14 protein-coding genes and 2 pseudogenes are annotated in these 18,037 nt (G+C 45.7%); 3 read left to right on the forward strand and 13 right to left on the reverse strand.

Going from position 1 to position 18,037, the window contains the following annotated elements; all coding sequences use genetic code 11:
* Nucleotides 1–62: 62 nt before the first annotated feature.
* The 13 genes and pseudogenes from D829_RS0110825 to D829_RS0110890 all read right to left on the reverse strand — a co-directional run bounded on the left by D829_RS0110825 (nt 63) and on the right by D829_RS0110890 (nt 14,521).
* Entirely contained in the window at nt 63–2,012 is a 1,950-nt protein-coding gene (locus tag D829_RS0110825; RefSeq protein ID WP_017688906.1) for a sulfatase-like hydrolase/transferase, read from the reverse strand.
* Nucleotides 2,013–2,116: 104 nt separating this feature from the next.
* On the reverse strand, nt 2,117–4,486 hold the full coding sequence (locus tag D829_RS32415; protein WP_017688907.1) for a putative PEP-binding protein: 2,370 nt from the start codon (nt 4,484–4,486) through the stop codon (nt 2,117–2,119).
* 262 nt (nt 4,487–4,748) lie between these two features.
* Nucleotides 4,749–4,874: pseudogene (locus tag D829_RS34015) on the reverse strand (galactose oxidase); the annotation flags it as partial.
* A 17-nt stretch (nt 4,875–4,891) separates the two neighbouring features.
* Entirely contained in the window at nt 4,892–5,209 is a 318-nt protein-coding gene (locus D829_RS0110840) for a hypothetical protein (RefSeq protein ID WP_152417008.1), read from the reverse strand.
* 653 nt (nt 5,210–5,862) lie between these two features.
* The gene (locus D829_RS30840; RefSeq protein WP_051153935.1) at nt 5,863–7,323 is read right to left on the reverse strand and encodes an AraC family transcriptional regulator; all 1,461 of its coding nucleotides are present in this window, start codon (nt 7,321–7,323) and stop codon (nt 5,863–5,865) included.
* Between the two features lie 361 nt (nt 7,324–7,684).
* A complete protein-coding gene (locus tag D829_RS0110860; RefSeq protein ID WP_017688912.1) occupies nt 7,685–8,683 on the reverse strand; it encodes an ABC transporter substrate-binding protein in 999 nt (332 codons plus the stop codon).
* A 178-nt stretch (nt 8,684–8,861) separates the two neighbouring features.
* Nucleotides 8,862–9,236, reverse strand: a complete 375-nt coding sequence (locus tag D829_RS30845; RefSeq protein ID WP_017688913.1) for a hypothetical protein — start codon at nt 9,234–9,236, stop codon at nt 8,862–8,864.
* A 22-nt stretch (nt 9,237–9,258) separates the two neighbouring features.
* The gene (locus D829_RS0110870) at nt 9,259–9,921 is read right to left on the reverse strand and encodes a 3'-5' exonuclease (protein ID WP_017688914.1); all 663 of its coding nucleotides are present in this window, start codon (nt 9,919–9,921) and stop codon (nt 9,259–9,261) included.
* A gap of 61 nt (nt 9,922–9,982) precedes the next feature.
* Entirely contained in the window at nt 9,983–10,561 is a 579-nt protein-coding gene (locus D829_RS0110875) for a histidine phosphatase family protein (protein ID WP_241230763.1), read from the reverse strand.
* Nucleotides 10,558–12,780, reverse strand: coding sequence for a class I SAM-dependent methyltransferase (locus tag D829_RS0110880; protein ID WP_017688916.1), 2,223 nt, complete (start codon nt 12,778–12,780; stop codon nt 10,558–10,560). Before D829_RS0110880 ends, D829_RS0110875 begins: the two co-directional genes overlap by 4 nt.
* Before the next feature lie 60 nt (nt 12,781–12,840).
* Nucleotides 12,841–13,017, reverse strand: a complete 177-nt coding sequence (locus D829_RS32895) for a phosphotransferase (RefSeq protein ID WP_277422758.1) — start codon at nt 13,015–13,017, stop codon at nt 12,841–12,843.
* Nucleotides 13,018–13,175: 158 nt separating this feature from the next.
* Nucleotides 13,176–13,622: a RidA family protein gene (locus tag D829_RS0110885; RefSeq protein ID WP_017688917.1), complete on the reverse strand. Its 447-nt coding sequence runs from the start codon at nt 13,620–13,622 to the stop codon at nt 13,176–13,178.
* The gene (locus D829_RS0110890; RefSeq protein WP_017688918.1) at nt 13,619–14,521 is read right to left on the reverse strand and encodes an AraC family transcriptional regulator; all 903 of its coding nucleotides are present in this window, start codon (nt 14,519–14,521) and stop codon (nt 13,619–13,621) included. Before D829_RS0110890 ends, D829_RS0110885 begins: the two co-directional genes overlap by 4 nt.
* 127 nt (nt 14,522–14,648) lie before the next feature.
* Here D829_RS0110890 and D829_RS0110895 point away from each other — a divergent pair, with 127 nt between their 5' ends.
* The 3 genes and pseudogenes from D829_RS0110895 to D829_RS0110900 all read left to right on the forward strand — a co-directional run bounded on the left by D829_RS0110895 (nt 14,649) and on the right by D829_RS0110900 (nt 17,897).
* Complete coding sequence (locus D829_RS0110895; RefSeq protein ID WP_017688919.1) at nt 14,649–15,938, forward strand: Gfo/Idh/MocA family oxidoreductase; 1,290 nt, start codon at nt 14,649–14,651, stop codon at nt 15,936–15,938.
* Nucleotides 15,939–16,041: 103 nt separating this feature from the next.
* Nucleotides 16,042–16,227: pseudogene (locus tag D829_RS32900) on the forward strand (ABC transporter substrate-binding protein); the annotation flags it as partial.
* A 23-nt stretch (nt 16,228–16,250) separates the two neighbouring features.
* Nucleotides 16,251–17,897 carry a hypothetical protein gene (locus D829_RS0110900; protein ID WP_017688920.1) on the forward strand — a complete coding sequence of 549 codons (1,647 nt, stop codon included), beginning with the start codon at nt 16,251–16,253 and terminating at the stop codon, nt 17,895–17,897.
* Nucleotides 17,898–18,037 lie beyond the last annotated feature (140 nt).

An 18,037-nucleotide genomic window follows, 5' to 3' on the forward strand; every position in this document is an offset into this window, starting at 1 on the left:
AAAAACGTCACCAGCTTTTGAACTGGTGACGTTTTGATCTAACCTATTGCAGAAAAATTGATTTATGGTGCACGTTTGGGTAACAACTTCACATACTCGTCAGACAGTTTCATCAGGCTGAGCACATGTTCATAATCGGAACGATACGGTTCCAAATCCGTTACCGGCTCGTATGTTTTCAGCGAATAGGCTGTTCCATCGTCAAAGCCCGCACCCGGGATAAACATAATGTCATCGTTGACAAATGAACCCGTTGGCAAGTAATACCGGATACCGAAGGCATTGTGGTCCATGTTGAGCAGATCATGTCCGAAGGCAGTGAACTTCTCATCTTGAAGGGAAACACCCATCAGGTTCATAATCGTTGGCAACATATCCAACTGACCGCCTGGCTGCTCAATCACTTGCCCTTTGGTCTGTTTCGGCGTATGAATCATTAACGGAATGTTGAATCGACTTACTTTACCGTCATAAGGGACGCCCAGATTGGCCTGAATCTGCTGTGTAATCTCTTCGTCAGCAGGCAGACCGAAGTGGTCTCCGTAGAGCACTAACGTTGTGTTATCCCATAATCCGTTCGCCTTCAACTCATTAATGAGTTGACCAATGGCATAGTCCGTATAGTTGATCGCTTGCAGATAATCGTGAAGCAGTTTGTTCGTAATGGTCGCTGGAATCGTGATTCGTGCACGATCAGCGGGAATTGTAAACGGCGAGTGGCTTGATGCCGTAATGAACTGAGCATAGAACGGCTGATTCGCAGCCTGATGCGCAGTCATTTTTTCCACACCTACACGGTATAACTCTTCATCTGATGGTCCAAAGTCATTGAATCTGTCATTCTCGAAGCTGGGCTTGTCGAAGTAACGAGTGAATCCGAGTGCCGGATACATTTTGTTCCGGTTCCAGAAGGTGACGTCATTGACGTGGTACGTCTCGGACTCATATCCCTCTTTTCCTAATAACTTGGGAAGACTCGGCAGTTCACGGTCACTATACCCTGCTGACATGGGAACAACTCCGGTTGGATAGATAGACGTGTTCGACATGAACTCAGCGTCTGATGTGTTTCCCTGTCCGATCTGTTGGAAAAAATGAGAGAAATAATAGCTTTCTTTCGCCAGATCATTCAATACCGGTGTTAACTCCTGACCGTCCAATGAAGCATTAATCGGAAAATTCTGAAAGGACTCCAGTTGAAGAACAATCAGATTACTACCTTTGGCCTGACCAAAATATTTGGCTTTCACGGCTGTACCGTCACTCGGTTTATCCTGATACGGATACTGGCTAACCAGCTCATTGATCTTGGCAATCGTTTCGTTAATGTTGCCATTCGCAATGGCCTCATTCTCTTTGCTTGTCATAATGGCCGACGATACCTGGTAGTTCAAGAAGCCGAGATTCTCGGCGCGAACCAGCTCGTTATCAATCGTTTCACCTTTGACAATAAAACTACCAGATATTACGATGCAGAATGCGGCAGTAAGCGCAACGCCGAGCTTGCCCCAGTAACGTCTGCGAATTCTGCCAAACGTCAAACCGCTATCGCGGTAACTGCTGCGATTACGAGCGCCGATACGTCTGCGCATAATCAACCATATTGGCAATGCCAATACGATGTCTGCAAAAAACAGAAAGTGCTCCAGTCGTACCAGTGGTCCGATACTGCCCCGCACTTGCGCAACCTGACCCAACTCACTTAGCACGGTATACGTAGGCACCGAACTGAAATGAACGTTGTACAGCGTTGCCGAGAACAGAAGTAGAGAAAACAAAATATTGAATCCTCCGTATACTGCTCGCTTCCAGCCTTTGGGCACGATCAGATCCAGTAGACATACCAACGTTAATGCACCTAATGCGTCGGTTATCAGACCAATGCTGGACAGACCCTGGAAAAAGAAATACCTCAACAATGACAGCTTCAGCAACATAAGAATGAATAACACGGCGAATAAAGTCCGTGATGAAGTTCGTTCATTTTTGGAATTATACATGGTCGCTTTCAACCCTTACCCCTGAAATTTTACGTTCCTTTTACAAAACTCATATTTCAGTATAACAGTTTTCTGGTTGCTATTCCATGGAAGTTCCGTGTAGGACAGGGTGAGTGTTATGCAATTGTGGATATATCTGCATTCTGAGTGTTCGCGCCCTCTCTCTGTCCCTTAATGGCTGCTTGTGCAGCTGCAATTCGTGCATAAGGAATCTGTTCAGGCAAGCAGGTTACGTAATCCATTCCAATACGGTGGCAGAACGTAATGGACTCCAGATCAACCACATTCTCTCCGCAGATCCCTGTTTTCAGATGAGGTTTTCGAATTCGACCTTGGACTACAGCCATCTCAATCAGTTGTCCAACTCCCTCAATGTCCAGCACATGAAATGGATTATTCGTTACCGTACGAGAGTCCGTATCCAGTTGAATGAATCGCTTCTCGGATTCATGGCGACTATATCCAAACGTCATCTCTGTCAGCTCATCCGTGCCAAACGAGAAAAAGTCAGCCTGGCGAGCAATGTGAGTCGCCGTCAGCGCCGCTCTCGGAGCTTCGATCATCGCCCCCACTTTATAAAGACAATGCCGCTTCTCATCACCCAGCACTTGGTCAGCCACATGATCCACCAGATCTCTCATCACCTGAAGTTCATGCACATGACCGATCTGCGGGATCATAATCTCGGGACGTACCCACCAGCCTTGCCGGATGCCTTTCACCGCTGCGCGGAATATCGCTTCCAGCTGCATATCAACGATCTCCGGGAACACCGTACTCAGCCGACAAGCCTGTTGCCCCAATGTAGGATTATGTTCATGCAATTCACTGACTCTGCGAATTACACGCTCCAGTTCCTCCAGTTCAATCTGAAGGTCTTCTTGCTCCTGCCACTCCTCTGCTTGTAACCACTCACGTCGTTTCTCCAACACTCCCAGATCCGGTAACAGTTCATGCAACGGCGAATCGAGCAAACGTATCGTTACCGGGTATCCATCCATCGCTTCGAATATCTGTTCAAAATCAGACTGCTGCATCGGTAACAGACGCTCCAAACCACGCCTGCGTTCGCATTCACTGTCTGCCAGGATCATTTTTTGTACAAATGGTAACCGCACAGGTAATAACAGCATGTTCTCCGTCCGGCACAGACCTATTCCCTCAGCCCCCAGTAGCCGTGATGTCAGGGCATCCTGTGGTCGATCAGCATTGGCCAGTACCTTCAGCTCTTTCACTTCATCAGCCCAATTGAGCAGTAGTTGCAGATCTGATGATAAAAGTGAATCTGAGTTGTTATAAGCTGGACATTCATCATTAGTTACTGGCTGGATCTGTACGGGCAGATGTCCATTGTTCGCTTCGCTGATAGAACTAGGATTTGTGTAAAGCTTCAACACTTCAGTGATATGCCCAGGTTGGATGCGAAGAAGTGCATCCTCCTTGGTGATAAGTCCTTCATGGACAAAATCCACAGTACTCCTCAGTGTGGCTGTTGAGGATAATCGTGCGGGCTGGGTCTGTACAACATACAACGCGCCGGATTCAATCACAAAGGTGATTTCCTGCACTTCTCCCTTATGCGTCTCCAACTGGCTACCTATCTCCAGCAAACTTGTGTACAGCTCAGGTTCGTCATTCCTTAGCCGCTCAAGACCGTGATCCGTTTGATGGGAGTTCCCAGTTGAGACGTACTGTCCAGTAATCCCCTTTTCTCCTGTAAGTGGGTTGCGCGTATATATTGTTCCGGTCCCGCTTGAGTCTCCGCATGTTCCATGCATCATCGTCTGTATAAGAACAGGAGCGCTTTGCTCCGAAGAGATGTAATATGATTTACGCATGATCTCGTCCTGAGATCTGGATGCTTTAATACGCTGTGAATGATATACCGCACGTACTGCTTCTTTGAATTGAATTTGAACATCTTGAGGAAAAGGATTACGCCCCTCCCCTTCGATTAAATATTTAAACTCGGTAATGGTTAATTCAAGTTCCGTTTCATCCCAGCCCTTGACGTGACTTAATATTTCTGTGAAAAATTCAGACGGAATTGCATATACCAGCTGTCCATATTCCTTTAAGTAATCTAGATAACATTGGAGTGCATACAACCGATCACCGGTTTGATGTGCGAGTCCTTCCACAGTAGCATCATTCAGACCAACATTAAGCAGTGATTGTGTCGCAGTTGCTGATGCTAGATCCTGATCGGTACGTACCGCGAGTAATAGCGGGTTCTCCGAATGTCCGAAGAACTTCCCGGTTTGCTGTTCCAGATGCCGGATCGCGTTAACAATCTCTTCCTCTCCTTCACCGGAAAGATGTCCAAGACGGGTACAGAACTCGCGACAGTATTCCGTTGTGACTACAAATCCGGCCGGGACAGCCCATCCTGCATGAATTAGCTCTGCAAGATCAGCCCCTTTACTGCCCATTAGCCCTTTCATCTCTGCCGTACCTTCTTCCAACAGAATTACCCGTTTTGTCATTACAGCTCTCCCATCCGCCATTCATGGCTATGCTTGAAGACTTCAATCCCTGCGTTACAGATCAGCCTTCATTCTAATGGTATGTCGTAATCTTTCAGTCAAGGACATTCGCTTTTGCATTTTGTGCTCGTTATCCTGTTTTTTTGTAAACGCTACACTAAAATAAGATGAAACAAGCCTTTCGGGTAATTGTATTGGCTCATTTATCACTGTGAAGCAAAAAGAAGCCCCTTTAGCCTAAGCTGAAGGAACTTCACATTTTTTAGTATTCACTTACCTCAAACGTCAGCACCCGATCAAACAGGATATAATCCTTCCGACTCTTAAAAGGTCCTTTGTTGTTGTCATGTTTATCAATGGCATATGATGCCTTTCCGCTTCCCGCTTGTAAATCTAATGAATTAGCTATTCCCATTCACCTTTTTTGATGTAAGTTGCATCATAAGCAACAATTACATTCGTTTTATCTGTTACCTTTTGTATATCATCGAACACAACTTCTTCTTCGCCGTAATCTACTAAACTCGAATCCACTTTCTCGAAGACCCCACAATCCTTCACATAAATTATATCTGGATGGTTAGAATCATATCGTAAGCTTTCAGGAAGATCTTCACCCGAAATTTCATGCGACTCGGCAACCGTAGTCGTCGATATTGCTGTAACAGGAATCATCCCAATAACAGCTACTACTAAAAGTACGGCCAAGATTTTTTTCTGCATAGGATCTCTATTCTCCAATTCTATTTTTCCTATATTATACATTAAAATGGATGGTTATAAATATTTTCCTTTTCTCCGATGTTGTATCCAGCCTGTTTGCTATTTTGTAGTTTGTCGCTCATTATAATTCCTCCACTGTTTTAATTTTTAAAAACGAAAAAGACCGCCATATAAATGACGGTCAAGCTTCAAGATGATTATTGAAATAGATATTTGAAAAATAAAACTGTACCAAGAACACCTATTACCAAAAACATAATTGCTGAGTTTCGATATTTCTTCCACATCCGAATGGCATTAGCAATATTTAGAATGCCTAGTGCAAGCATGTTAATACGAGAATCTACTTGAAACAAGTTGAATACTAACATAATGGCAACTACTATCGAGATACACCAGAACCATAATGGAATTTTATCCTTTATCATTGATCTGCTCCTTTAGTTTATATCCTATCTGTTATAATATATTCCTCAATCTAATTAAAATTCCTTTATTTAGTCTATTAAACAAGCAGATTATAGATTAACGAAAAGGATAATACCAGTAGATTCATAGAGTGCCTGTGAATTACATCACAAAATTTTGATAGCTTTGAAAGTCATATGGTTTTCTTGATTTTTTTCGAAAAACATCTCACAGACCATTCATTATCAAGCCATAAACCGCAATATATCCTCAATCTTCTTCCCATGAGAGATCACACCGTAGTTCATCCAACTCATGAAATCCACCTCATACACATTACCGTTCTTCACCGCAGGCAGACATTTCCATTCATCCCTATCGAGCAGTTCGCGCTCAACTCCAGGTTTGGTCGAATTTCCAGTGTCAAATGTAATCAATAAGTGATCCGCATGAAGCTGACTTAACTGGTCCAATCCAATGAAAATCCTCCGCTCGTGTCTTGTCCATTGCTGCACACGGGAGTGCGGAGTCAGTCCAAGATCCTGATAAATTACAGGTCCGACATAGCCCTGCTGATCCCCATAGAGAGTAATATCAGACGCGGATATACGCAAAAATGCCACCGTCTGACCACGCATATAACGTGATAACCGGCTCTTAGCTTCCATTGCCTTGTCCTCATACGCACCAATTACATCTTGAACCCGATTCACCTTTCCCAATACATCGGCGGTCGATCTCAAAATGGAGCGCCAATCTTCTCCCAGATGTTCCACGTAAAACGTAGGTGCTACCTGCTCGAAGCGGTCCAGATTCCATCGATCATATCCCTTGTCCAGCATGATAAAATCAGGTACATTGCCCAGATTAAACTGTGCATCCATCTGGCTCACATCAAATTCAGGTACATCATCCAATCCCAAATAATGCTGTCTCCCCCAAGAATGATGCGAGCATTGCAGTACGGGTTTTACGCCAAGAGCCAACACAAAGTCCTCCAGATACGGAGCAAAGACACGAACCTCTTGACGGTGATGACGGCGGTATAACCCAGGTGAAATACCAGAGTATTGCTTAAATCGGCGACCAAAATAATACTCGCTGCTAAATCCCACATTCTGTGCAATTTCATGGATGCGATCATCCGTCAGCTGCAATAGTTGCTTCGAGCGTTCAAGCCGAACCGCATTTACATATTCAAGCGGGAGCTTGCCCGTAATCCTTTTGAATTGCCGAGTGTAGCTAGCTCTGGTAAGACCAATATCTGCCGCGAGCTCATCCACGGTTATCGTCTGATCGTAGTGGTCGCCAATATAACGAATTGAACTTTGAAGACGGGCACGGTCATCAGGTACTTCTGTTTCGGGGGCACTCTGGCGAAGCAAGGCACGGAACCACTCCTGGAAACGAAGCTGTACCTCCCATTGCTCCAGCCAATCGCCAGTGACCTGTTGACGCAGTATTTGTTCCAAGGCTTCCAGACAAGAACTCCACGGACTGTAGCTGAGTTGCATAAGCGGTAATAATGTCGGAGAATCTGGACTTTGGGAAAGTCCCTGCTGCTCCTCCGTGTTTCTTCTAAACAAAGCGTTTGAAGTCTCTTCTTTCAACTCAGCCACCATAAGATCAAGCTTATAATACTGCAATTCACTTTCTGTCCAAGGAGAGCCTTCTATCTTAATAGATGTTCCCGATGGAACAAACATAATCATTCCTTTTTCCAGATGAGATTCCCGATCTGAGCAAACTATTGAACCTTTCCCAGACGTTACAACGAATATAGCGTGTGAAGACGACATTCTGTATTACAAACGTTTATCGATATGAGATTGATGGTGATCTACGTATTCCATATGCAGAAGCGTGCATAGCCAGGGCTTGGGAATGAGTTGTATTATCGTGTAGCACATGTTCATCGTCCTAACTGAGAATTATTATCATTTAAAATAGTGTATACGAAAAAAGAAAGCTCTTCAACCCTGGCTGAAGAACTTTCTTATGGGATCATGCTCGAATCAATTTCATGACTCACTAAAAATGGATTAAGGTCTTATGAAATTGATTCACTTATGGAGTCATTTTTTCCAACAGATCATCAATTTTCATGGAATTTGCTGTAATCGCACCTGATTGCCAATGTGCTCTTTCCATGATATACACCTGATTGTTCTTAACCGCTGGAAGCGACTGCCACAACTTGCTGTCAAGTACCTTCAAAGCTTCCTTGTTCTCAGGGGATGACCATTCTCCATTGGAAGGGAAAATAATAAGATGATCCGCATCAAGTTGCGGGATGGCCTCCTCAGACAAGATTTCCTGATATTCTTCCATCTTGCTAACCAGAGGATGAGGTGTTAGACCAAGCTCCGAATAAATAAATCCGGTAAATCGATTCTTCACACCGAACAACGCCAGTGTATCATCGTTAACATTCAACCGGACAACTGCGACGGTCTCGTCTCCAACCGCTTCCTGCAACTTCGCCTTAGCATCTGCAACCTTAGCTCCGAATGCCGTAGCAACTTCTTCACCCTTTTCCGGTTTACCCACAACATCGGCAATGGTTTTCAAAATTTGATTCGAATCCTGCAATACGCTCTCAGGCAAGCGATACGTCGGTGCCACCTTGGAATACATCTCATATTTCTCCATATCCACTCCACCATCTACAATGATGAGATCCGGATCATATGCCAACAAAGCTTCAATGCTCCCTGTGGTGTCAAATTGCGGAACATCCAGTCCTAAATAATCCTGTACACCCCACAAAGGATGATACCACTGCACTACAGGTGTAATATCGAGCGCCTTCAGATAATCCTCCACATATATTCCAGCAATCCGCTGTGGTTGAACCGGAATCGTCACATCTCCAAATTCATCCTGTACAACCCGTGTAGCAGGCTCTGTCTCGGTTTCAGTAGTATTTTCTCCAGAAGCTGCACTTTCAGTTGCAGGAGTCTGTTCCGCATTCGTAGCGGTATTTGTACTACATCCTGAAATAACCAGACCCATGAGCAATAATGTGATCGCCCACCCTTTGAAACCTTTAACTAAACCTACCATGTTACCCTTCACCCCTATGTGATCTGTTGATGTAACCGTGAGAACATTTCACATATAATGATTATCATTCTCACCGATTGCTTAGGTGAATTGTACCTTATGCCTCAGCCGACCCACAATGTACATTTGATGCTGTTTTTTTATACAAACGAAAACACCCCTGTTGGTCCTCCCCCGCTTATCGCAGGGGCAACCTGCCTTGACGATAACTTTCCAGCAGCTGATCCACAAAGGAATCGTTCGCCGTACCTTGTAACAATGCAGCACCAATTAAACCTATATCATCACTCACATACCCCGCTAACTCAGGTTCGCCGGTGAGAGCTAAAGTCTGTTTAAACGCCTGTTCCCTGCATGCGCGCAGCACCTCTTCTTTAGCCACAGCGGTAGCTTGAGCCAACCGTTCAAAAGCTTGCATCCACTCGTCAGCAAATGCAGAGGCATCCCTTTCATCCAGGTAAATTTCCACATCCAATCCTTCGAATGTCTGCTGGGTCAGAATCCGTCCCTCGTTAAGATCCAACAGTAGCTTCTCTACATCTGTTCTGCTCATTGATCTCTCCTCCAGTTCCTTATCATGTCAGATACATCTCTGGTATAACGAAACGTTTCATCATTCGATTAGGATCAGCTGTAAAATGATCCAATTGAAGTTTCTCATATTCGCTAAGGATACATTCGAAAATACGCGCGATCACTCCACAATCTTCCAAGGCATCATGCCTGCGAATTCCATCTGTATTCAGATCGTAATATCGAATCAGAAAATCCGTAGAGACAACCTCGGTAATCTCAGGATGAATGTAGGTGAACATCGCTTTTGTATCGAGCACCTGGTTGGTCAACATCGGAAGACTATACTCATCACAATGCCGCTTCAAGATGGGCAGGTCATACTCATATCCTGCTTGTGTTACAAGCACATTATCCCCAATAAATTTCTGAAATTCCTGAAATGCTTCTACGAACGACGGAGCCTCTACCATATCCTCATTCGAAATGCCTGTTAATTTCGCCACAGGTTCTGGTATTGGTTTGTTCGCACGTGCAAGTGAAGAAAATGTTGTATTACACCGTTGACCTCTTTGGTAATGCATCGCACCAAATTGAGTCACACTCTCCACCACAGGATTAATGCCTGTCCCTTCGAGATCAAATATACAGTACATTCTTTCCTGTAATGAAGATACGCTTAGATTTTCAATAAAGTATGTATCAGGCAACAGCGTAATTTTCATCCGTCCCACTCCCTCTTCTCCACTATCATCCTGGCTAATGCATTACTAATATACAGCTCTGTCACTCCCACAATCGGGTGACCTGAACCAACTTGCGCGTTCCATCTAACTCCAACTTATAGATGTCCGGCATCGTAGTCTTCTCCCAGAAATCATAACCGTAGGAAGAATCATAGTGTTGTAAAATAAGCGTCATTACATCTCCATGTGTTCCGATGACTACCTTGTGACCCACATGTTTATCCAAAATTTTCTCGATCGCCGTTACTGCCCTTGAGCGAGCCTGTTCACCAGACTCCCCACCTGGATACACATACGTAGGATCACGGTACAACTGCTGCTTGGCTTCACGAAAATTATCATGCTTCACATCCGAACTCGACAACTGGCGTTCCCGCAAATCTTCCTCTGTCACCACAATTCCACCTGACCGATCTGCCAGAATCTGAATCGTATCCACCGCTCGTCTGTAAGGGCTAGAATAGAACAGTTGAATCTGCTCCCCATGGAGCAGACTGGCAACCGTTCCCGCATCTTGATGACCTTGCTCTGTCAGTCCACGCTCGCGTTCCTGTCCTTCAACATATCGAGACTCCGCATGTCTAACAAAATACAAAAACGTACTGGCCTCACTCATCATCCATCCGCCAACCCTTTTTTCTTCTCAATGACAATCAGGCAGGTACTGTCTGGCAAAGGCGCAGGTTCACCATTTTCCTTCATTAAGATAACTCGTTCACCAAGTGCCTCCGTGTACCCCTCCTGAAGGAAATGCTCGAAAGTGATAATCTCGGCTTGTTCGCCTAACGCTTCTCGAATACAGTTCGCATAGTCTGTCGGCGTGAATATACCGAACTGTTCCTGAATCTCATGCACATATGCCTCTTCGCCCCACGTATAAGTATAGAGAAATTCCATCGCATCGTTGATCGGCAATACGACCTCATTGTCTGAGACCCGCTCATATTGAATTGCACGTCCCTGAAAATCCTCTGCATACCGCTCCAGCCAGCGCATCCCATCCGCTTCCAGGAAACGAATACGGCGCTTCTGTGCCTCCGGTTCACTCATGATGCCATCCCGAATCAGAATTCTTCCTCCAGGTGACAGCACACGGAATGAACTTCTCAGCGCTGCTACAACCGTGTCGGAATTAAATCTTCGACCGTCCAGTTCAATATATGAATATAATTCATGCAGAATGGATGAAAAAATAACCGTATCCACTGTGCCCGGCTGCACATATTGCTCCAGTTGCAGGGCATCGCCCTTCATCACTTGCCAGCGATGTCCCTCACGTTGTTTTTTGCGTTCCAGCGCTTCAATGACATTGGCTGAGATATCGATACCAATCGGCTCCACTTCCGGTTTTTCCTGCTCAATCAGATCCAGCAGAATTCCTCCACCTGGACCAATATCCAGTACCCGTTTACCAACGATATAGTCGAGCAGTACTTTTTTATAATCACCGGAGCTGTTCATATCGGATAAATACGTCTCTTCGTTGTGGAATCTGTCATAGGCATCACGGCGTAATCCAAACAGGTCAAATAACAGCAGTACAGCCTTCTCATATAACGGCGACTTTTCCGCTTCAATACAGAATGCAATCAGCTTCTCCGCCGCTGGAGAAAATTCAAAGGTCACGAACAGTGTATCCGGCAGATCCGCATGACGCTCAATGCGATGGGTTAGATGGGGATAGACGATCTGCTCCCCTGACACAATCTGTTCCCATGCATACTGTTCCAAATATTTCTCAATCATTCGTTTCTTGTATATATTGAGCTTCTTGACCCCTTTGTAATCGTAATACATCGTATTCATCAATGGTTCGAAGCTGATATGACGGACTATATCGGATTGGCTCTCCATGGATGTTGGATGCATGCTATCGCTGCGAAGCGTCAACAGGAACACTTTCACCATCTCCTGCAACGAAAAATCCTGCATGGCCGACTCCACATACCATAATGTGCGATGAGCCAGCGGAACCAGCGCCTGTTCTACATCCAGTTCGGTTTGGAGCTTGGCGTAAGCCGTATCCATAGCTTCTCCCTGCCGAATGGATGAACTTCTTAAGCGGGATAACCGTTCCTTCACGCTCCAGTCCTCATGATCGGGTCCGGCGATAATCCAGCCTACAATTCGCTGCACCTCAGCCTGAACCTGTTTCCATAACGCTGGATCAACACCTGCGATAATGCACTTATTTAATGCCATCAGTATGGTGTGCAGTTCATCTGTAGTAAGCCATCCTTTGACGATCAAGCCGTGGAGCGAAGCATTCTCGGCAAATGGAATCTCGCCGCGTATGTATTGACCAATAAGTCCATGCGTAGCAATTAGAGTACGAATAATCTCATGCCTTGGTGTATGTGAAGTCGGCGCAGTATGCTCGCTTATATCCGCATTCTTACTTAAGGCATCGCCCGGAGATCCAGGTTGATATATACTCGTCTCCTTGGTCTTACCGATGTCATTATCCAGGTACTCTGCCCCTGCATATAGATCATATAACTGAGCGGACCCCACATTGTGTACAAACAAGTTAACGCCCTGCTTTTGCCATACCCGCCGCTGCTCCCGTGATCCGGCCTTCGCCGTCTCTGACCAGATTAATACTTCCTCCAGAATTTCTCGCACCCAAAAAGAAACCTGAAGCTCCTCCAGCACGTGAAGTGTACGCTCGGTGTAGTCCAACACCGGATTTGTTCCCTCAAGTTCGGCAATGGAATGAATGCGTTCGAGGTTAATATGGGGCTTCTCCGCTGCTGCCAGCAGTTGCAGCCATAGCTCCTGGGCTTCCGGCGTGTTACCTGACTTGTATGATTGTATGGCCTTTAATGAATGCAGCATGAATAAGTCCCCTCTCTTTCCTTTTATATAAAATGATTAGATTCGTTTATGGAAGTTAAACTATTGTATAACTGGGTCAGTATCCTCCGGCAATGTGCCGCTTATTAATATTACCCAGCTTCGAGCCACATCACCCGCAGGATCACCGGACATACCAGTCATCCAATCGATGACCCAGTGTTGATCGCCAGCCTCACTGAGCATAACATTATCAGGGTGAAAATCGCCATGACAGATCTGCTGTTAATCAGACAATGTTTTATTCTTTCTGGACGACATCGAGTGGAAGATCCATTTTATATAAGGTGCTCGAATCGTGAGGCGTTTCGTATGGAAGCTCTCGGGAATCGTTAGCATAATTGGATTAAATGAAGACGATTCTGTCATCGTTATACCTACTCCTCCACTTGAAAAATAGAATCAATGATCAGCGGCAAATTATCCCTTACGGACACTGCACCGAATACTGAACGAGCGTGTGCCCCCTGATCCCCAAATACCTCCATCATCAGATCCGAGAATCCATTTAGCACTTTATGATGCTCCTGATACGAAGCGGATGCATTGATGAAGCCTTGCACTTTAACCACTCTCTTCACCCGATCCAGTGAACCCAGCACGTCTCGAACGACAGCAAGCACCTCCAGTCCAGCATTCCGGGCAAAATCATACCCCTGCTCTGTTGTGAAGTCTGATCCCAGTTTGCCGCGTTCGGAGGTATCCGGTCCTTTCCCGGATACATACATAATTCCATTCACAATAACGGCATTGGCGTATTTCGCTGCGGGGGCACTGGCCTGTGGCAAAATGATCCCCAGTTCATTTAATCTTGCTTCAATCATCGTATATTCTCTCCCTCTTTTACGGTCCTCACGGAACCCGATTCCTTGTATTCCTGCCTATAGACTCTTGGTGATACCTGTACAGTACGCTTGAACATCTTGCCAAAATGAGAGAAGTTACTGAATCCCGCAAGCCAGGCGATGTCTGTAATGGATTCTTCACTTTCTCGCAGTAAACGCTGTGCTTCCTTCACCCGTAACAGATTCAGATAATCACTGAAGGTAAACCCCGTCGTTTGTTTGAACAATCGACTCAGATAATGCGAACTAATGCGAAACATGCCCGCCACCTCCGGTAATGTCAGTGGTTTCTGATAGTTCTCATTTAGGTAACGTACAACTGCCTGTGTCTTGGGATGAAGAACCGGCTCACGATCATCGGAGCTTAACCTGCCCAGGTGTTGATTACGATAGGCATGCAGCAACAATTCAATGGCCCGGTGACGAAGCAACAGGTTGCTTCCAGGTTGGGGACGGAGCATTTCATCCACCATTTCGCTAACCATCCGCCCCAAAACCTCCGTAACCTGTGAAGGAAACCTTATAATAGGAATCTCCCAACAGAAGGGTTCCTTCAAGCCTTCAACTAACTCCGCGGAAATAGCTATGGCTGCAAAAAGCTCAGGCTTCAAATACAGCACCATCCGCTCATGGTCAGGCATGCCACTCTCCAATGTTTTATGAACCGTATTTCGGTCAACAAACACCAGATCACCAGCCTTTACCCGGTAGGTCCGGTCCTTAATGAAATAGATACGCTCACCAGACAAAAGGTAATATAACTCATAATGATCATGCAGGTGGTCATCCGTCATTGAGAAATATCCAATGCGACGATCATATTCGATGTGCAGTAAATCCGAGGGATCATGAAAATATGCACGAAAAGGTTCTGTCATGTCGCCCTCTCTCCTTTCCATAAATTATAGCAAAATATGCGGCATTTGAAAGCGGTTACGCATAAAATGCGGCGAAAGAAGTACTCCCTTGTTATAGTCTAGAGCTATATTCAAGGAGGCGATAGACATGAGTAACAAGAAACGTTATGTATTAGTCGGAACTGGCGGCCGCGCCGAATTTTTTTATGGTGCTTTGACCCGGGATTACAGGGATACATCCGAGCTTGTCGGCTTTTGTGATATAAATCAAGTCCGCATGAACTACGCAAATCAACTATTGAAGGAAAAGTACGAGTATCCTGAGGTACCCACTTATCCTGCAGATCAGTTTGATCAGATGATTGAGAACGAGAAGCCTGACTATGTCATCGTAACGAGTGTTGACCGCACCCATCACAAGTACATCATTCGTGCGATGGAATTGGGTTGTGACGTTGTCACCGAAAAACCGATGACCATTGATGAGGAGAAATGTCAGGAGATTCTGGATGCTGTCAAGCGGACTGGCCAGAACGTAAGAGTCACCTTTAACTACCGTTATGCACCGCACCATACTAAAATTCGGGAACTTATTCTAAATGATACTATCGGGAAAGTCACTTCCGTTCACTTCGAATGGCTGCTGAATACCCGCCACGGGGCAGATTATTTCCGTCGTTGGCATCGGGACAAGCGTAATAGCGGCGGACTACTCGTGCACAAATCCACCCATCACTTCGACTTGGTGAATTTCTGGATTGGCTCGCAACCGGATACTGTGTTCGCATTCGGTGATCTGATGTATTACGGCAGAGAAAACGCAGAAGAACGCGGTGTAACGCAATTCTACAACCGGGCAACCGGCAACCCAATCGCGAAAGAAGATCCTTTTGCACTACATTTGGATTCGGATGCTCATATGAAGTCCATGTATCTGGATGCTGAATCAGAAGATGGTTATCAGCGGGATCAAAGCGTATTTGGGGATGGCATCAACATTGAGGATACAATGGGTGTTCTTGTGAAATATCGGAACAAAGCCATTCTGACCTACTCCCTCGTTGCCTACCAGCCATGGGAAGGTTACCGCATTGCCATTAATGGCACCAAAGGCCGGATTGAAATGAACATTGTGGAGCAATCCTATGTCAATTCATTGGGTGACAAAAGTAAAGAAGGTGCATTAATCGGTAAAACGTTGCGGGTTCTTCCAATGTTTGATGCGCCATATGAGGTTGAAGTGGAAGAGAAAGCAGGTGGACATGGCGGAGGTGACCCGGTTCTGCTGAATGATCTGTTTGGAGAGCCTGTTGAAGATCCGTTCCATCGCGCTGCTAACCACGTGGACGGTGCCAGATCCATTCTGACTGGGATTGCTGCCAATCGCGCCATCGCAACGGGTTTGCCTGTCAATGTCAATAATCTGGTTCGTTTCTAAGTCTCCCAGGTCTGCACTACATTATTAATTTCATTTAAAGGCTGCGCATATCACGCAGTCTTTTTTATATTTTTATGGCTAATCTGCAAGTCGACTCGGTAAAAACCTTGTCTCTGAAGCTACGAAGACTGAACCTTTTGACGTGAGTTACAACCCACCTGGGTTTGCAGAGTTCTCCAAGTTAGCTCAGACGACAAATCAGGAGATCGGATTTGGACGGAAAAGTGTGGAGCAAGCTGTCTCCGACTTCTATAACGGGACCGTTCGTATTTTTGAATCGAATCAATAAGCAGACGCTACAAGGAGGAACAAATGACAGAAGAGATACTGAATCGGCTGCGCAACAATTCGATTATGGATCAAGTTCAGCCAGTTAAACTGGAAGATCAGCAGTTATTACAAGAATGGCATGCGTCGGGTATCCGGTTTGCGGCATCGGGCGGTCAACTGGAAGCTACGTATTATGCAGCCTTGGAGAAATTGTTCGCTTGCATCCTGCCCATGGGAGACAGCGATCCTATTTTACAAGAAGGTGGCATCTATCTGGGATGTTGGTTAGAGAGTACAGGTACCATCAATGCGGAGCTGCTGTCTCGCCTGCTTCCATCTGTGTCCGAAACAACATACCTCGCATTTGCCGAGCAGCAAAGAGAAGATGGGTTGCTCCCGTATAAACTCACGGCAAACGGGCCCTCTTTCCGGCAAATCCAGTTGGTAACTCCATTGGCACGCAGTGTATGGAACCACTATCAGCTTCATGGCAAGCACTCGTCTTTCCTGAATACGATGTATAAGGCTATAGTTCGTTACGATGAGTGGATTGCACGCAACCGTGATACCCGAGGAACCGGCTGTGTAGAAGCCTTCAGCACGTTTGATACCGGACATGACTTATCTCCCCGATTCTGGCATGTTCCGGATACACCATACATGAATGATGCTTCTGCCTATCACCCGGATTCTCCGATTCTGCCTTTTCTGGCACCAGATCTGACCGCTAATATCTATTGTCAGCGCATGTATCTGTCCCGTATGGCAGAGGAACTAGGCGAATCGGGAACGAACTGGAAAGCAAAAGCAGAGTCCAGCCTGGAAAGTCTCTTCCGTTATTGTTACGACGAACAGGATATGTTCTTCTATGATCGGGACCGCAATGACGAAATGGTCAGAGTCCAATCCGATGTGCTGCTTCGCGTGATGGCCTGCGAAGTCGGCGATCGTGAATTATTCGATAACCTACTACGTCGGTACCTGTTGAATACAAGCAAGTTTTTCGCTAAATACCCGTTTACATCGATTTCAATGGATGATCCCAGATTTGATCCCTTTTCCTCCTATAACAGCTGGGGAGGGGCATCCAATTTTCTGAGTCTGATTCGGGCACCACACGCATTCGAGTATCATCATCGATATGTGGAGTTAACCTGGGTAATGCAGCCAATCTTGTCCGCTCTATCCAAAGATAAGCGATTTGGTCAGGTACTAAGTCCGTGGACCGGAGAACAAGGTTTTACCGAGACGTACTCACCCTCCATCCTCTGTCTCCTCGATTATGTGGAGCGACTATGCGGAATTATGCCTGTTGGATCGAAGCAGCTCTGGTTTACCGGACTGCTCCCCATCGACATGGATCATGGTGAGATCGTATCTGGCAACACGGCTTATAGCCGAAAAGTCAACGGAGTAGGATATGAATTGGTCAACACCCCTGATCGCATGACGGTATATCTGGAAGGCAAGGTTCATCTGGAAGGCCCGTCAGGAATTCGACTGGTGACGGATCATAGTGGACATCTGGAAGGCGTTATTGGAATGAGCGTTCGCACCGTCGAGGGGGAGCTTTACTATCAAGGGGAGTGCATCCCAATTCGGATCAAAGGCAATGAAATGCAGCGTTACGCTGATGGAAGTTTGAGCACCGAGCGCGATATTGGCATCATCCATCCTACGTATCGTTAATTGTTTGTACGCAAAAAGCGCAAGTTGCGGAGGGTTACTTTCTCTGCACTTGCGCTTTTCCCTTTTGCGTATTTACATTTCTTTATTTCTTATTCATAAGGACACAAGATAGAAATTGACGGCCACTGCGGAAGTCATAC

The organism is Paenibacillus sp. PAMC 26794 (assembly GCF_000316035.1).
Classification (GTDB): Bacteria; Bacillota; Bacilli; order Paenibacillales; family Paenibacillaceae; genus Paenibacillus.